Source organism: Streptomyces sp. SD15 (assembly GCF_054462255.1).
In genome coordinates, this window is the sequence record NZ_JBTLMO010000047.1 from 18036 (window position 1) to 34614 (window position 16579).

11 protein-coding genes are annotated in these 16579 nt (G+C 70.5%); 5 read left to right on the forward strand and 6 right to left on the reverse strand.

The features are described 5' to 3' along the window. Positions 1–19 precede the first annotated feature (19 nt). The gene (gene pepN, locus ACX28W_RS34015; RefSeq protein ID WP_459003857.1) at positions 20–2599 is read left to right on the forward strand and encodes an aminopeptidase N; all 2580 of its coding nucleotides are present in this window, start codon (positions 20–22) and stop codon (positions 2597–2599) included. Positions 2600–2847: 248 nt separating this feature from the next. After that, positions 2848–3900: a hypothetical protein gene (locus ACX28W_RS34020; protein ID WP_459003858.1), complete on the forward strand. Its 1053-nt coding sequence runs from the start codon at positions 2848–2850 to the stop codon at positions 3898–3900. A gap of 258 nt (positions 3901–4158) precedes the next feature. Here ACX28W_RS34020 and ACX28W_RS34025 read toward each other — a convergent pair whose 3' ends face one another. The 3 genes from ACX28W_RS34025 to ACX28W_RS34035 all read right to left on the reverse strand — a co-directional run bounded on the left by ACX28W_RS34025 (position 4159) and on the right by ACX28W_RS34035 (position 7514). Next, a complete protein-coding gene (locus tag ACX28W_RS34025; protein WP_459003859.1) occupies positions 4159–4932 on the reverse strand; it encodes a hypothetical protein in 774 nt (257 codons plus the stop codon). Positions 4933–5041: 109 nt separating this feature from the next. Then, positions 5042–6814, reverse strand: a complete 1773-nt coding sequence (locus ACX28W_RS34030) for a TIGR03767 family metallophosphoesterase (RefSeq protein ID WP_459003860.1) — start codon at positions 6812–6814, stop codon at positions 5042–5044. 241 nt (positions 6815–7055) lie between these two features. Next, the gene (locus ACX28W_RS34035; protein ID WP_459003861.1) at positions 7056–7514 is read right to left on the reverse strand and encodes an NUDIX hydrolase; all 459 of its coding nucleotides are present in this window, start codon (positions 7512–7514) and stop codon (positions 7056–7058) included. A 277-nt stretch (positions 7515–7791) separates the two neighbouring features. Here ACX28W_RS34035 and ACX28W_RS34040 point away from each other — a divergent pair, with 277 nt between their 5' ends. Continuing rightward, positions 7792–11112: a S8 family serine peptidase gene (locus tag ACX28W_RS34040; RefSeq protein ID WP_459003862.1), complete on the forward strand. Its 3321-nt coding sequence runs from the start codon at positions 7792–7794 to the stop codon at positions 11110–11112. Between the two features lie 97 nt (positions 11113–11209). Here ACX28W_RS34040 and ACX28W_RS34045 read toward each other — a convergent pair whose 3' ends face one another. Beyond that, a complete protein-coding gene (locus tag ACX28W_RS34045; RefSeq protein ID WP_459003863.1) occupies positions 11210–11959 on the reverse strand; it encodes a hypothetical protein in 750 nt (249 codons plus the stop codon). A gap of 1 nt (position 11960) precedes the next feature. Next, the gene (locus ACX28W_RS34050) at positions 11961–12506 is read right to left on the reverse strand and encodes an RNA polymerase sigma factor (RefSeq protein WP_459003864.1); all 546 of its coding nucleotides are present in this window, start codon (positions 12504–12506) and stop codon (positions 11961–11963) included. A gap of 403 nt (positions 12507–12909) precedes the next feature. Between ACX28W_RS34050 and ACX28W_RS34055 the strand changes: the two genes are divergently transcribed. After that, positions 12910–13929, forward strand: coding sequence for an aspartate-semialdehyde dehydrogenase (locus tag ACX28W_RS34055; RefSeq protein ID WP_459003865.1), 1020 nt, complete (start codon positions 12910–12912; stop codon positions 13927–13929). Positions 13930–14200: 271 nt separating this feature from the next. Here the strand turns inward: ACX28W_RS34055 and ligD are convergent, their stop codons facing one another. Further along, a complete protein-coding gene (gene ligD, locus ACX28W_RS34060; RefSeq protein ID WP_459003866.1) occupies positions 14201–15082 on the reverse strand; it encodes a non-homologous end-joining DNA ligase in 882 nt (293 codons plus the stop codon). 140 nt (positions 15083–15222) lie between these two features. Between ligD and ku the strand changes: the two genes are divergently transcribed. Next, on the forward strand, positions 15223–16335 hold the full coding sequence (gene ku, locus ACX28W_RS34065; protein WP_459003867.1) for a non-homologous end joining protein Ku: 1113 nt from the start codon (positions 15223–15225) through the stop codon (positions 16333–16335). Positions 16336–16579: the final 244 nt, after the last annotated feature.

The window sequence follows — 16579 nt, forward strand, 5'->3', positions numbered from 1 at the left end:
CCCCGAGGGAGTGCCGCACGTGCCCGGTGAGAATCTGTCCCGCGACGAGGCCCAGGAGCGGGCGGCCCTGCTGTCCGTGGACGGGTACGAGGTGTCCCTCGACCTGCGATCCGCCGTGGGGGACACCGAGGCCGAGCCGCGCACCTTCCGCTCGGTGACCACGATCCGCTTCCGCTGCGCCGAGCCCGGCGCGGCGAGCTTCGCCGACCTGATCGCGCCGAGCGTCACCGCCGTCTCACTCAACGGCAGGGACCTCGACCCCGGCGCCGTCTTCGACGGAACACGCGTCCAGCTCGAAGACCTCCAGGCCGACAACGAGCTGGTCGTCGACGCGCAATGCGCCTACTCCCGCACCGGCGAGGGCATGCACCGCTTCGTCGACCCCGAGGACGGCGAGGTCTACCTCTACACCCAGTACGAGCCCGCCGACTCCCGGCGCGTGTTCGCGAACTTCGAGCAGCCGGACCTCAAGGCGCCGTTCCGGTTCGAGGTGCGGGCGCCCGAGGAATGGGTCGTCTGGAGCAACGGTGTCGGTGAACTCGCCGACGGCGTATGGCGGTTCGCCGAGACCAAGCCGATCTCGACGTACATCACGGCGTTCGCGGCGGGCCCGTACCACTACGTCACGGACCGCTACTCCCGCACCTTCGACGACGGTACGACGCTGGAGATCCCGCTCGGCGCGATGTGCCGCAAGGGCCTCGCCCCGCACTTCGACGCCGACGACGTGTTCCTGGTGACGAAGCAGGGGCTGGACTTCTTCCACGACCACTTCGACTACCCGTACCCGTTCGGGAAGTACGACCAGGCGTTCGTGCCCGAGTACAACCTCGGCGCGATGGAGAATCCCGGGCTCGTCACCTTCCGCGAGGAGTACATCTTCCGCGGGAAGGTCACGCAGACGGCGTACGAGGGCCGGGCGAACGTCATCCTGCACGAGATGGCGCACATGTGGTTCGGCGACCTCGTCACCATGGAGTGGTGGGACGACCTGTGGCTCAAGGAGTCCTTCGCCGACTTCATGGGCGCGTTCTCGCTGGTGGAGGCGACCCGCTTCAAGGACGGCTGGATCACCTTCGCCAACCGCCGCAAGGCCTGGGCGTACCGCGCCGACCAGCTCCCCTCCACCCACCCGATCACGGCCGACATCCACGACCTCGAGGACGCCAAGCTCAACTTCGACGGCATCACGTACGCCAAGGGCGCGTCCGTACTGAAGCAGTTGGTGGCGTACGTCGGCCGCGACGCGTTCCTCGAAGGCGCCCGCCGTTACTTCAAGCGGAACGCGTACGGCAACACGCGCCTCGGCGACCTCCTCTCCGTCCTGGAGGAGACGAGCGGCCGCGACCTGGCGACCTGGTCGCGGGCCTGGCTGCAGACGGCCGGGGTCAACTCCCTCACTCCGCAGGTGATCCTGAGCGCGGAGGGCCGCATCACCGAACTGGCCGTGCTGCAGGAGGCGCCGGAGTCCCACCCCGAACTGCGCCCGCATCGCGTGGCGGTGGGTCTGTACCGGCGCTCGCCCGGCGGCGCCCTGGAGCGGTACGCGCGCGCCGAGGTGGACGTCGAGGGCCCGCGCACGGTGGTCGGTGAGCTGGTCGGCGCCGACGCCCCCGAGCTGGTCCTCGTCAACGACGACGACCTGACGTACTGCAAGATCCGCTTCGACGAGAACTCGCTGGCCGCACTCCGGGACCGGCTCGGCGACATCACCGACCCGCTGGCTCGCGCCCTGTGCTGGTCGGCGCTGTGGAACCTCACCCGGGACGCGCTGATGCCGGCGCGGGACTTCGTGGACCTGGTGCTGCGTTTCGCGGGCCGCGAGTCCGACATCGGTGTGCTCCAGATGCTGCACGCCTGGGTCTACTCGGCGCTCACCCACTACGCGGCGCCCGACTGGCGCACCGAGGGCGGGCGGCTGCTCGCCCAGGGCGCCCTGACGGAACTGCGGCTCGCCGAGCCCGCCGGTCAGCACCAGCTCGCCTGGGCCCGCTTCTTCGCGACGGTCGCCTCCGAAGAGGCCGATCTTCAGCTTCTCCGGGGCCTGTTGGAGGGCAGCGCGAAGATCGACGGCCTGGACGTCGACCAGGAACTGCGCTGGGCGTTCCTTGAACCGCTGGCCGCGCGCGGCGTCGCGGACGAGTCCACGGTGGCCGCCGAACTCGCCCGCGACGACACGGCCTCCGGCAAGCGCCACCAGGTCCGCGCTCTCGCCGCCCGCCCGTCGGCGGCGGTCAAGGCACAGGCCTGGGCGGCGGTCGTGGAGTCCGACGCGCTCTCCAACGCCCTCGTCGAGGCGACGATCGCGGGCTTTGTCCAGCCGTCCCAGCGGGAGCTGCTCGCGCCGTACGCCGCGAAGTACTTCGCCGCGATCGAACGCGTCTGGGCCGACCGCTCCATCCAGATCGGCATGGACGTGGTGAAGGGCCTGTTCCCGTCCCTCCAGGACCCGCAGACGACGCTGGACGCGACGGACACGTGGCTGACGACCCACGAGAACGCGGCCCCGGCGCTGCGCCGGCTGGTACTGGAGGCGCGGGACGATCTGGCTCGGGCCCTGCGGGCACAGGGGTGTGACGAGGCGGCGACGGCCGAATAGCTCCTGCCGGGTGGGGCACCGATTCCGTCGGTGCCCCACCACCATGGATCCACCGATCCCGTTGATTGCGTCGGTCCCACGGCGGTTACGAAATACAGGTATGGAAAGCCGTAACCCCTACCGCTCCCCATCCGGACCAGCGCCTTTCGGCAGTCGAACGCCCGTACTTTAGGGCGAGCTTGTCCGGATTTGTCGACGGGCGTGTAACAGCGGTTAGGGGACGGATCGGACGCGGGAAACCCCCGGTCATGAACCACAACACCCCGCTCTCCCCCCGCCCCCTGCGCCACCTCTCCGAGGTACGGCGGCGCGTACTGACCACCGCCCAGCTGCGCGCCCACGGCGTCACGGCCGCCCGAGCGAACGAGCAGTGCCGGCCCGGCGGCCCCTGGCAGCAGATCCTCCCCGGCGTCTTCCTGCTCCACCCCGGCCCGCCCACCTCCGAGGAACGCCTGCACGCGGTCCTGCTGTTCGCCGCCCGCTCCCCCCTGCCCGACCCGGCCACCGGCATCCCCGCCCAGCCGGGCGCCGAACAGCCGCACGCCCCCCACCCCTCCACGGACGCGCTGATCACGGGCCTGGCGGCACTGACCCTGCACGGCTTCTCGTCGGCGCCCCCGCTGACCTCCCTCGACCGGATCGACGTCCTGGTCACGCGCCTGCGCCGGCTCCGCTCGCACGGCTGCGCCCACATCGTCCGCACCGCCGCCCTCCCCGCCCCCTGCTACGTCACCGGCGTCCCGGTCGCCCCCGTCCCGCGCGCCCTCGCCGACGCGGTCGCGGAACTGGAGGACGCGGGCGCGGTACGCCGACTGCTGACCGAGGCGGTACGCGGCAACCACTGCGAACCAACTGCGGTGGTACGGGAGTTGACCGAGGCGAGGCTGCTGAACCGCCCGCACGTCGTGGACGCCGTCGACTCCCTCCTCGCCGAGGGCCGGGTGATCGCGGAGGACCGCCTGTACCGGATGGTGCGGGAGTACGGCCTTCCCGACCCGGTGTGGAACGTCGACCTGCGCCTGCCCGGCGGCCCCCACCTCGGCGACCTCGACGCCTACTGGCCCGAGCAGGCGGTGGCGGTCGAGCTGGACACCCGCGCCCCCCGCCAGGACGAGGACGCCCTCTGGTCGGAGTACGCCCGCAAGCGCGAGCACCTGGAGCGGCTCGGCATCACGGTCGTGTACCTCACTCCGCGCAAGCTGCGCGACGGGCTGGAGCAGCAGGCCACGGTCGTACGCACCGCCCTGATGGCGTCGAACGACCGCGATCCGGCGGCGTATGTCGTGGTGCTTCCCCGGTAGTGACGGTCCGGGAAAGCGTCAGGAGGGGAGAGGAGGGGCCGCCGGGTTGCCGGCGGCCCCTCCTCATACGGCTACCGGGATTCATTCGCAGTGCATCGGGTTTCAGGACTCTCAGCAGAGTCTTTCAGCCCGGTGGTGAAGTGAATCTGAGGGTGGCGACGCGGAGCGTCGCCGAACGCGCGGCCCGGCTCTGAAAGCTGCGCCACACTCCTAGGGCCCTGTTCCAAGTTCAAGGCCGAGGGGGTCGGTTCCGGCGGGTCAGTTTCGGCGGGGCACGGTGAAGTAGTCGTACGCGGAGGAGCCCGAGCCACCGAGGCTGAGGGTCAGGACGGTGCCGTAGCGTGCCCGCGCGGCTGCCACGCTCATCGGGGACTCCGGAGCGGTCGAGCAGCGCAGGTAGATCCCGGCCCCCTCCGGGGGGCACGGGGCAGGCTCCTCGACCCGGTTCGGAAGCGGCAGGTCCGGCCGGTCCCAGTCGATCCGCAGCCCCGGGGCTTCGAGCGTCGGCGCGGGCATCAGGGTGCCGTCCGAAAACCGGCCGCGATCACGGTGGTAGTCGAGCGCGTAGGTCACGGTGCCGGCCGCGTACGACAGGTCCCGCCCCTCGCCGTCCTGCGGCCCCCAGGTCGCGATGTCGGCCGCTCGGATTCGGGGCAGCGTGTCCGTGATGTCTCCCTGAACGCCGAAGTAGGCGTCGGCCCGCATACCGCACTCGAGGGTGTGCGGAGACCGGTTGTTCTCGAAGATCGAGCCGTTGGAGAACCTGGCGCAGGAGTCGGTGAAGCGCGTGAGCACGTGCTCCAGGCCTTCGACAGCGGTCAGTTGCTCGATGAGGGAGCGCATCTTCTGCTCCTCCGCCGCCCTGCGGGACTCCGCTGCGGGCGACGTGGCCTGCGTCCGCAGTTCCGTCTCCGACGGCTCGCTGGAGCACGCCGCCGACAGCCCCACCAGGGCGAATATCAGCAGCAGTCCGCCCGCTCGGGCGCACCGCCCGCGGACTCGGTGCCACCGGGCCGCCACGGTCTCCTTCATCTCTGCACCTCCGCCCCCCACCTTCCGGTGAGGCGGGGGCCGGGTGCATGAGTGCGCGTACTCAGGTTCCGCCCGGCGGGCGACCGGTCCGCTGCCCGCCCGACGTGCCTCAGCCCTTCTTCAGCACCAGTTCCGTGTTGCGGTCGCGCGATGTGCCGCTCAGTTCCGGGTTTCGGCCCGGGGTGTTGTAGGAGAGTTCGCGGTACAGGGCGGCGAGGCCGGTTTGGGTGAGGTCGGAGTAGTCGGTGCGGTGGGGGGCCGCGGACTCGATGAGGGTGGTGAAGAGGGAGAGGGTGCCGTCCTTGTTGTCGACGACCTCGATGATGCGGGCGAGGTGCGGGAAGTCGACGTGCGAGGCGGTGTTGATCTCCCAGAAGGAGCCGTTGTTCGGCGCGGAGTGCGGGATGATCTCGTTCCTGTGGGTGTGGCCGTTCACCCAGGCCAGGACGTTGCGGTGCCGGGAGAGGGTGGAGACGACCTCCTCGCCGTCGTGGCGCTTCTCGGCCGGGCGGGCGGGGTCGGCGCGACGGTTGGTCATCGACTTGCTGGTGTGGTGGCTGAAGATGATCGCGTACGAGTCCGCGTTGTCGCGCAGCGTCTTGTCCAGCCACTTCAGCTGGGCTGTGCCGATGGAGCCCAGGTAGTGGCCGCCCGGGTCGGTGGTGTCGAGGCTGATGCCGAGGATGTCGTCGGCGATGCGGAAGGCGTAGTACTGGGTGCCCGCGGCGACGTTCGCCTGCGAGTAGCCGTGGCCGACCGGGCCGGGCCCGGTGTTCGCCGGGTCGAGGTGCGCCTTGAGGTACTCAGCCGGCGTGAAGGGGGCGCGCGACTCGTCCGGGGTGACCGAGCGGAGCTGCCGCGCCTGGGCCTTGAGCAGGTCCCGGAGCTGGGTGCCCTTCGGGTCCTTGTCGTTCTTGATGGAGGCGCGCAGATCGACGCTCTGCGACGCGGGCAGCGACATCAGCTTCTTGCCGCCGACGGCGAACTCGGCGAGGAAGGAGTCGCCGTGCCGGTAGCAGCCCAGCGGCATCGCGTCGTGGTTGCCGACCGTGGAGTACCAGGGCAGCCCGAGGCCGGGGCTTTGCAGCTCGCGGATGGCGGCGGCCAGGAAACCGTGCAGCTGCGGGAAGCCGCGCTGCTTGTCGGCGTCGCGCAGGGCCGCGTCGGGCTGCCAGTACGTCTTGAGGCCGCTGTTCTGGACGCCCTCGTAGTGGCGCGGGTCGCCGCTGTTGGGGCGGATGCGGCCACCGCTCATGACCTTCAGGAACCAGTCCAGCTCCGTCTTGGAGTTGTTGTCCGTGTTGTCCCCGGTGGTCATGACGAAGTGCAGCGGGGAGCCGGTGACGGGGGCGCCCCGCAGCGAGTTGACCCGCTCGACGAGCGACACGGCACCGTGGACGGTCAGCGACTCCTGCGGGCGCCACGCGTTCACCGCGCCGGAGCGCAGGTACTCGAGCCGCAGCGGGTGCTGGGTGTCGATCAGGTGCAGGTCGGTGAACTGCACGAACGAGGCGAGCGCGGTGCGCCGCTCGGCCCGGCCGGACTTGGCCGCGGCCAGGTCGCCGCGCACCACCCGCTTCCAGGCGGGGCCGTTGCCGAGCCGCTGGTACCCGCCCGAGCCGGTGCGCGGGGCGGCGACGGTCTGCAGGGTGGTGCCGCGCTCGTACGGAGCGAGCGGCGCGGCGGGTGCCTGCCGCGAGACGGCGACGGGCGCCTCGCCCGACGCGGCGGACTGCGCCTCCCCCGCCGCGGCGGCGTGCGCCTCGGAGTCGGGCCGCAGGGCGTAGCCGACGCCCGCGGAGAGGGTCACCGCCCCGGTGGCGGCGAGAAGCGTACGGCGGTTCATGGCGGCGGCAGTGGCGACAGAGCGTATGCGCGACATGGCGCGATCTCCCCGAGTGCGAACGCTTCGGCAGTGGTCGCGGGGGCTGGTTGCGGTAACTCCCCGCTCACACTGGATCGTTGGCACTACGGGTGACCTGGACGTTAACTGGGCCACAACGGGCAACGCCGATCGCCGTACGTGGATCTTGGACTACCCTGCGCGCCCACGCGCGTCCATGGAGCCCTCCCCGAACGGCTCGGACGCGGTCACTCCGTGTTCATTTCCCGGGGTACCGAACCTACTTCCCGGCCCCTTCGGTACGCCCCAGGGCCGGTCGCTCCCGCCACAGCGCGAGGCCCATGTCGACGAGCCCGACCCGGTCGAGGGCGGGCACCTCGTCGAGGGCGTGCCAGGCCGCCATGTCCGTGGAGCCGTTGGTCTCGTGGCGGAGTTCGCCGCCGGTGACGCGGACCTCGTAGACGATACGGAGGGCGTGGAAGTCGGCGGCCGGGCCCAGCCGGCGCGGGTGGCTGCGCAGTTCGGAGTCGACGCCGAGCAGCGCGACCGGTTCGACCGCGTACCCTGTCTCCTCCTCGGCCTCGCGGACGACCGTGTCGTACGGATCCTCGCCGTGGTCCATGCCGCCGCCCGGCAGGGTCCACCGCTTTCGGCCGTCGCCCGCGACCCAGCGGGCCAGCAGCATCTGCCCGTCGCGCACGCATACGGCGTAGGCCGCCACCCTCAACTCTTTTGGCATACACAGACGTTACGGCACCCCCCGAAGCACCCGCACTACGCGCGTAGGAGGGGCAGCGGACGCGCAGAAATCTCCCGGTTCGTGCCGTTGTGTCCCCGATGGCGCATGGCGGAAGTACGCCATGGTTCCATCCCACCTCGGCCAACTCTCCCCAAACAACAGCCCCTTGAGCAAAGCTGAGCGGTCATCCGGGATCACATACCGGACCGAGGTGATCGCGTCCCGTACGTCGGGACCGGTCACAAAACGCTCGTTCCTTTACCTACAAGGGATGCTGATGACCCCCGACCCTCAGCGCGCTCCGATATCGGGCGCGAGACGCGTGGCCCGTATCGCCGTGGCCGCAGGCCTGGTGACCGCGCTCTCCGCGGCCGGGCCGATACCCATGGCCCTCGCCGCGACCCACGCACCCGCCACACCTGCCGCACCCACCACGCCCGACCCGGGCAAGTCCGCGAGTGCCAAACTCGGTTCGGACGACGCGGACCTCCTCACCGAGGCCAAGGCCGCCGGTGACAAGACCGTCACGATGATGATCGCCACCGCGCCCGGCCGGACCGAGCAGGTCGCCGACCAACTGGACGCGGTCGACGGCGGTCTCGTCGGCCGGACCTTCGACAAGGTCGGCTACGTCCGCGCCACCGTCCCGACCGCGAAGGCGGACGCGGCCATCGCCGCCGCCGTGAAGCTGACCTCCGTGCACGGCATCGACCTGCGCCAGGAGATCGCGCTGGACGACCCGACGCCGAGCGCGGACACGGCGAAGGGCGCCGCGAGCAAGGGCTCGGCCGCCTACTCCGCGCCGAACAAGAACACTCCCGCCGAGAACCCGTACAACCCGTCCTTCGAGACGGGCGCCGTCGACTTCGTGGAGGACCACCCGAAGGCGGACGGCCGGGGCATCACGATCGGCGTCCTGGACTCGGGCGTGGACCTCGCCCACCCGGCGCTGCAGAAGACCACCACCGGCGAGCGGAAGATCGTCGACTGGGTGACGTCGACCGACCCGGTCTCCGACGGCGACGGCGCCTGGCGGCGGATGCTCACCTCGGTGGCCGGCCCGGCGTTCTCCGCGACCCCCGTCGGCGGCGCCGCCGAGGCGTTCACGGCGCCGGCCGGGTCGTACAAGTTCAACTACTTCTACGAGTCCGTGACCGCGGGCGGCGACCAGCTCGGCGACGTCAACCGCGACGGCGACACCACCGACGCCTGGGGCGTGCTGTACGACGCCGCCTCCGGCACGGTCCGCGTCGACCTCGACGACGACCACGAATTCGGTGACGAAGAGCCGATGAAGCCGTACAAGGACGGCTACCAGATCGGTTACTTCGGCACGGACAACCCGGCGACCGAGGTCGCCGAGCGCATCCCGTTCGTCGTCGAGATCCGCAAGGACGTCGTCTACAACGCCGCCGGCAACAAGGCCGACTACGTCAACATCGGCATGATCTCCAGCGAGCACGGCACCCACGTGGCCGGTATCACCGCCGCGAACGGCCTGTTCGGCGGCGAGATGAACGGTGCCGCCCCGGGCGCGAAGATCGTCTCGTCCCGTGCCTGCCTCTTCGGCCCGAGCTGCACCAACGTCGCGCTCACCGAGGGCATGATCGACCTGGTCGTCAACCGCGGTGTCGACATCGTCAACATGTCGATCGGCGGTCTGCCCGCGCTGAACGACGGCAACAACGCGCGCGCCGAGCTGTACACGCGCCTCATCGACACCTACGGCGTCCAGCTGGTGATCTCGGCCGGCAACTCCGGCCCCGGCGCCAACACCATCGGCGACCCGGGCCTGGCCGACAAGGTCATCTCGGTCGGCGCGAGCATCTCCAAGCAGACCTGGGCCGCCAACTACGGGTCGGTCGTGCAGAAGTCGTACGCGATGATGCCGTTCTCCTCGCGCGGTCCGCGTGAGGACGGCGGGTTCACGCCGACCCTGGTCGCCCCGGGTGCCGCGATCAACACCATCCAGACCTGGCTGCCGGGCGCCCCGGTCGCCGAGGCGGGTTACAAGCTGCCGGCCGGCTACGGCATGCTCCAGGGCACCTCGATGGCGTCCCCGCAGGCCGCGGGCGCGTCCGCGCTCCTGCTGAGCGCCGCCAAGGCGAAGAAGATCGACCTCGCCCCCGCCACCCTGCGCACCGCGCTCACCTCGACCGCCGACCACATCAGTGGTGTGCAGGCGTACGAGGAGGGAGCCGGGCTCATCAACATCGAGGACGCCTGGGACTCGATCCTCGACGGCGCCACCGCCCACGATTACACCGTCAAGGCACCGGTCGACACCGCGATCGACCAGTTCCTGAAGACCCCGGGCTTCGGCACGGGTCTGTACGACCGTGAGAGCGGCCTCAAGGCCGGTCAGAAGAAGACGTACGACGTAACGATCACCCGTACGTCCGGCGCCGACAAGGCGATCCGCCACGAGCTGCACTTCGAGAACAACGCGGCGAGCACCTTCAGGATCGTCGGCTCGGACGAGGTGAACCTGCCGCTGAACCAGCCGGTGACCGTCAAGGTCCAGGCCGCACCGAGGTCCACGGGCATCAAGAGCGCGATCCTCGAGGTCGACGACCCGAAGACCGAGGGCATCGACAAGCAGGTCATGACGGCGGCCGTGGTTTCCGCGCCGCTCGCCTACACCTACTCGGCGTCGAACACGGTCCAGCGCAACAGCACCCAGTCGTACTTCGTGACCGTGCCCGAGGGCGCCAAGTCCCTCGAGGTCGCGATCGGCGGGCTGAAGGACAAGAGCCAGACCCGGTTCATCGCCATCCACCCGTACGGCGTTCCGGTCGACAACACCGGCACCCCGTACTGCTACAACAACTACCTCGACGGCAACGGCTGCAAGCCCGACGTGCGTTCGTACGCCGACCCGGTGCCGGGTGTCTGGGAGATCGAGGTCGAGTCGCGGCGTACGTCGCCGCTGCTCGACAACCCGTACACGCTGGACGCCACCGTGTACGGCGCGGCCTTCGACCCGGAGGTCGTGACCGTTCCCGAGGCCAAGGTCGGCACCCCGGCCACCGCCTCCTGGAAGGTGACGAACAACTACGCCGCGCTGAACGGCACGCTGAAGGGCGGCACGTTCGGCTCCTCGAAGACGGCCCGGCCGACCATCGCCGACCTCGCCGTGCAGACCACCACGGTCGACGTGCCCGCGGGCGTCACGTCCCTCGACGTCGCCATCGGCAATGTCTCCGACACGGCCGCCGACCTGGACCTGACGGTGTACAACGCCGCCGGCACCGCGGTCGCGCAGGACGCGGACGGCGACTCGGAGGAGTCGGTCTCCATCCCCGACCCCGCCGCCGGCACCTACACCATCGAGGTCGCGGGCTACGCGGTCCCCTCGGGCTCGACCGCGTACGACTACAAGGACGTGTTCTTCTCCTCCGCGCTCGGCACCGTCGACGTCGACGAGTCGGCGCCGGTGAAGCTCGGTACGGGCGACTCGACCACGGTGTCCGGCACGGTCACCGCGCTGGCCGCCGCACCCGAGGGACGCGAGTTCTTCGGAGAGGTCCAGCTGGTGAACGCGCGCGGCACGGTCGCGGGCGTCGGCAGCGTGAAGATCGAGAAGGTCATTCCGTAGTTTGTACGGGGGTAGGGGGCGGGCGTCCGGGAACGGGCGCCCGCCCCTTTTTCATGGGCGGCTGAGGGCGCGGCTCATGGGCGGATGACGGTGCTGCTCATGGGCAGGTGGCGGTGCGGGACTCGGGCAACGCCTGCAGGATCCAGGCCCGCTCGCGGGCGATGGCCCGCTGACCCGTGGTCCAGCCGTCGGGTGTCGCCGGGTTGTCCTGGAGGGCGACGAGTACGCGCCGGCCCTTGCGCGGGTCGGGCGCGACCTCCTCGTCCAGGACGACGACGACCTCGCTCTTCCCCTTCTCCGGCTTGTAGTAGCGGTCCACGTCGAGGGTGATCCGGTTCTGTGTGGTGCCGGGGCCCGGCTCGACCTCGGCGATCGTCCCCTCGACGACGAGCCGGGAGCAGGCGAGATAGCCCGGGCCGCTCAGCGATGCCTCACCGGCCGCGCTGTCGGCCGCCTTGGCCCCGCTGTCCGAGCTGCTCTCACTCAGCCCGGCGCCCGCGCCCTGCGCGAGGAGCCAGCCCATCCCGACGACCATCGTGGCGACGGCGGCCACGGCGAAGCCGCCCAGCGCGAGGGCTAGGGGCCGGCGGCCGCGGTTCCTGGGGGCTCCCTCCGGGCGGCGGGCACGTTTCCTGGACGCCCGTACCGGCGCCGGCTTCGCCGCCGTGTCCGTACCGTCCGCCGCCAACGCCTCCCCGATGACCGTCAAGTGCTCCCGCAGCAGCGCCACATCGGCCGCCGCCGACCGGTGCTCGGCCATGAACTCGGCGTCGTCGTGGGCCTCTTCGGGCAGCGGTTCGTCCGTGATCGCGGCCCACAGCGCGTCCACTCCCTCGTATTCGGCCACGTCACACCACCTCGTCCTCGTGCAGGCGGGCGCGCAGGGCGCGGACCGCCGAGTGCAGCCTGCTCTTGACCGTGCCCTCGGGGACGCCGAGTTCCTCGGCTATCCCGCGCACGGAGAGATCGGCGTAGAAACGCAGGACGAGGACCTGACGCTGGTAGTCGGGAAGTTCGTCCAGGCCCTGGGCGACGGCGAGCGAGAGCACGCTGGACTCCTCACCGGAGGGTTGCTCCAGGGGCCGGAGCGAGGCGAGCCGCTCGCCGAGCCGCTCCTGGCGGCGCTTGGCCCGGTGCCAGTCCATCGCCAGGTTCGAGGCGACGACCGCCGCCCACGCGGACACGTCACGCGGCGCCTCGTCGCCCTTCGCCGCGCGCTCCAGCAACCGCAGGCGGACCTGCTGCACCCCGTCCGGCAGGTCCGCCTGCGGTACGCCGCCGAGCGCGAGCACCGCTCGCACCCGACGTTCCTGAGCCGCGTCCAAGGGGTCGTCCACTCCCTGTTCCTGGACGTCCCCGTGGGCACGGCGTGCCTTTCTGCGCAGCACAGCCACCCCTCCCCTTCCCACGTTTCCCCTACGACGCCGGGGCGGCCCAAAACGTTCGGCCCACTTCGAGGGACTTTCCCGGACCCACTCCGACGGAGTTTCGCGGAGGCTGTCCGGACAGGGCTGTGGAGTCATACGTCACACCGGCCCGGCGGCCGAGATGATGGTCCGCTACACATCAGCCGGCCTCTTCGACGTCAAGGCCGTCCGGGAACTCGACGAACGCCTCGAACCGATACGGCGGCTCAGCATCGCCACCGGCCTGCGTCCCACCCCCGGCCCCCTCACCTGTCCCATCCCGGTCCCATCCTCTGTCCCATCCCTTGGGCAAAGGATTGGACAGGCGGGCCGGGGTCAGACGCATCATGGAAGCGCTGGACCACGTAAAACGCACGCAAAGGGAGTCGCCGTGAGGGTCGGAATCGTCGGAGCCACCGGTCAGGTCGGCACAGTCATGCGCAGGATCCTCGTCGAGCGGGAGTTCCCGGTCACCGAGCTGCGCCTGTTCGCCTCGGCCCGTTCGGCGGGGACGGTCCTCGACGGAGTGACGGTGGAGGACGCGGCCACGGCCGACTACTCCGGCCTGGACATCGTCCTGTTCTCCGCGGGCGGCGCGACCTCCAAGGCGCTGGCCGAGAAGGTCGCCGCGCAGGGCCCGGTCGTGATCGACAACTCCTCCGCCTGGCGCAGGGACCCGGACGTACCCCTGGTGGTCTCCGAGGTGAACCCGCACGCGATCGCCGACCGCCCCAAGGGCATCATCGCCAACCCGAACTGCACGACGATGGCCGCGATGCCGGTGCTGAAGCCGCTGCACGAGGAGGCAGGCCTCGAGGCGCTGGTCGTCGCCACCTACCAGGCGGTGTCCGGCTCGGGCCTCGCGGGCGTGGCCGAGCTGCACGGCCAGGCGCTGAAGGTCGTCGCGGACGCCGACAAGCTGACCCACGACGGCGAGGCGGTCGACTTCCCCGAGGCGCACGTCTACAAGCGCCCCATCGCCTTCAACGTCATCCCGCTCGCCGGCTCCATCGTCGACGACGGCCAGCACGAGACCGACGAGGAGCAGAAGCTCCGCAACGAGTCCCGCAAGATCCTGGAGATCCCCGCCCTCAAGGTCTCCGGCACCTGCGTCCGTGTCCCGGTCTTCTCCGGCCACTCCCTTCAGGTGAACGCCCGCTTCGCGCGTCCGCTGAGCGTGCAGCGCGCCACGGAGCTGCTCGCCGGCGCCCCGGGCGTCACCCTCTCCGAGATCCCGACCCCCCTCCAGGCGGCCGGCAAGGACGCCTCGTACGTCGGTCGCATCCGCGGCGACGAGACCGTCGAGAACGGTCTCGCCCTCTTCGTCTCCAGCGACAACCTCCGCAAGGGCGCCGCGCTGAACGCGGTCCAGATCGCGGAGCTGGTGGCAGCCGAGCTGAACGAACGCTAGGGCTGACGCCGGGCCGGGTGCAGTTCGCCCCCGCCGCCCCTACCCGTCCCATCCCTGGGGGCTCCGCCCCCAGACCCCCTCCTTCGCCCGAAGGGCTCGTCCTCAAACGCCGGACAGGCTGGATATCCCCGGCCGGGGCTTGATCTTTCAGCCCGTCCGGCGTTTGAGGACGAGGCCGTCCAGGCCGAACGGGGGTCTGGGGGCGGAGCCCCCAGGCAGGGATGGGACGGGTAGGGGCGGCGGGGGCGGAAAATCCCCCCACCGGCCCCGGTCACGGCAGTGGGCCGGCGTGGTGGGTGTTCAGTAGGGGCTCCAGGAGATCCCCGTACCGCTCGAGGCGCGGAGTGATGTCCTGGGCGAGGAAGACGAACCGCGCGGGGTCATCGAAGCCCGCGACCTCGTCCCAGGTGACCGGCGTGGACACGGTCGGTGCGGGCCGGGCACGGAGGGTGTACGGCGTCGCCGTGGTCTTGCGGGCGGCGTTCTGGCTGTGGTCGACGAAGACCTTCCCCGGCCGCAGGCTCTTCGTCATCCGGTGGGTGACGAGGGCGGGCAGCGCCTGCTCCGCCTCGACGGCGAGCTCCCGCGCGTACGCGCTGACGTCCTTCGACGGCGCCGGCACCAGCGCCGCCAGCAGATGCAGCCCCTTCGAGCCGGACGTCTTCGCGTACGCCTCGATCCCGTCCGTGGCCAGCCGCTCCCGCAGCCACAACGCGACCTCGCAGCACTCGACGACCGTCGCGGGCGCACCCGGGTCGAGGTCGAACACGATCCGGTCGGCCGTACCGGGCGCGTCCGCCTGCCACTGGGGCGTGTGGAACTCGGTGACGAGGTTCGCCGCCCACATGAGCGAGGCGAGATCCTGGATCAGGACCATACGGGCGGGGCCTTCCGTGCGGGGGACCTCGGCGGTCTCGACCCAGGAGGGTGTGCCCGGCGGCACGTTCTTGGTGAAGAAGACCTGCCCGTCCGGTCCGTCGGGGTAGCGGAGGAAGGAGACCGGCCGGTTGCGCAGATGTGCCAGCAGGGGGTCCGCGGCCGTCGCGCAGTAGTGCAGCACCTCGCCCTTGGTGAAGCCCGTCGCGGGGTACAGGACCTTTTCCAGATTGGTGAGCGCGAGCCTTCGTCCCGCGACCTCCGCGATCGGCGTCATATGACGAGAGTCGCATGCTTGCGGATGTGGTGTCGCTAACGTCCGTTTAGCCTGTCTTTGCCGGCACCTCCCGAATTCGTGTCGGCGCCAGCGTCAGTGTCAGTGCCAACGTCAGTGTCAGTGTCAGGAAGGTGCTGCACGTGCGATCCATCTGGAACGGCGCCATCTCCTTCGGCCTGGTCAGCATTCCGATCAAGCTCGTGAACGCGACGGAGAGCCACTCGATCTCCTTCCGGCAGATCCACCTCGACGACGGCGGCCGCATTCGGTACCGCAAGTTCTGCGAGCTGGAGGACCACGAGGTCACCACCGATGAGATCGGCAAGGCGTACGAGGACGCGGACGGCACGCTGATCCCGATCACGGACGAGGATCTGGCCTCGCTGCCGATCCCGACCACGAAGACGATCGAGATCGTGGCCTTCGTGCCGGCCGACCGCATCGATCCGCTGCAGGTGGACACGGCGTACTACCTGTCCGCGAACGGCGTTCCCGCCGCCAAGCCGTACGTCCTGCTGCGCGAGGCCCTCAAACGCAGCCAGAAGGTGGCCATCGCGAAGTACGCGCTGCGGGGGCGGGAGCGGCTCGGCATGCTGCGGGTGGTCGACGACGTGATCGCCATGCACGGGCTGCTCTGGCCCGACGAGATCCGCGCCGCGGACGAGGCCGCCCCGGACATGAGCGTGACCGTCCGTGACAAGGAGCTGGACCTGGCCGACGCCCTCATGGACACCCTCGGCGAGGTCGACCTGGCCGATCTGCACGACGACTACCGCGAGGCGGTCGAGCAGCTCATCGCCGCCAAGGCATCCGGCGAACAGGCGCCCGCGGCCCCCGCCGGGGTGGAGGCCGGAGGCAAGGTGCTCGACCTGATGGCCGCTCTGGAGAAGAGCGTGCGCGCGGCCAAGGAGTCGCGGGGCGAGGACACCGGCGAGGCCGCCGAGGTCACGCCGCTCCCGGCCCGCAAGTCGGCTCGTACGGAGCCCAAGGCGGTCGGCGGGAAGAAGTCGACATCGACGGCGACGAAGTCGGCGGCCAAGAAGACGACGAAAACGGCGACGAAAACGACGACGAAATCGGCGACGAAGAAGGCCCCGGCGGGGACCACCGCCAAGAGCACCGCCAAGAGCACCGCCAAGAGCACCCCCAAGACCACCGCCAAGTCGACAGCCCAGGCAGCGGGCACCAAGAAGTCCACCGCCAAGAAGACGACCGCCAAAAAGACCGCGCCACGAAAGCGCGCGTCGGCCTGAGCCGGGGCGTTCCCTTGAGTCTGGCGCTGAGTCAAGGGGAAACGCAGGGCATGGGTCCGCCCGACCCCGTAAGGGAGTTGCGTTGCGGACTTCAAGTGCCGCCGCATATCCGTGCGTTGCGCGCGCGTCGCAGTGGGCCCTGGTGGGCGGTGACCGCGGTGCGGATTGGTGCGCGTGCGGTGGTCGGGCGAGGTGTCGCGCAGTGCCGTTGCGCGGACTGGTTGCCCACTCAAGATGCCAAGCG

Coding starts and splice junctions, on each gene's coding strand:
- ACX28W_RS34020 (WP_459003858.1), top strand. CDS start 2,848: ATGAACCACAACACCCCGCTCTCCCCCCGCCCCCTGCGCCACCTCTCC.
- ACX28W_RS34025 (WP_459003859.1), bottom strand. CDS start 4,932: ATGAAGGAGACCGTGGCGGCCCGGTGGCACCGAGTCCGCGGGCGGTGC.
- ACX28W_RS34030 (WP_459003860.1), bottom strand. CDS start 6,814: ATGTCGCGCATACGCTCTGTCGCCACTGCCGCCGCCATGAACCGCCGT.
- ACX28W_RS34035 (WP_459003861.1), bottom strand. CDS start 7,514: ATGCCAAAAGAGTTGAGGGTGGCGGCCTACGCCGTATGCGTGCGCGAC.
- ACX28W_RS34040 (WP_459003862.1), top strand. CDS start 7,792: ATGACCCCCGACCCTCAGCGCGCTCCGATATCGGGCGCGAGACGCGTG.
- ligD (WP_459003866.1), bottom strand. CDS start 15,082: ATGACGCCGATCGCGGAGGTCGCGGGACGAAGGCTCGCGCTCACCAAT.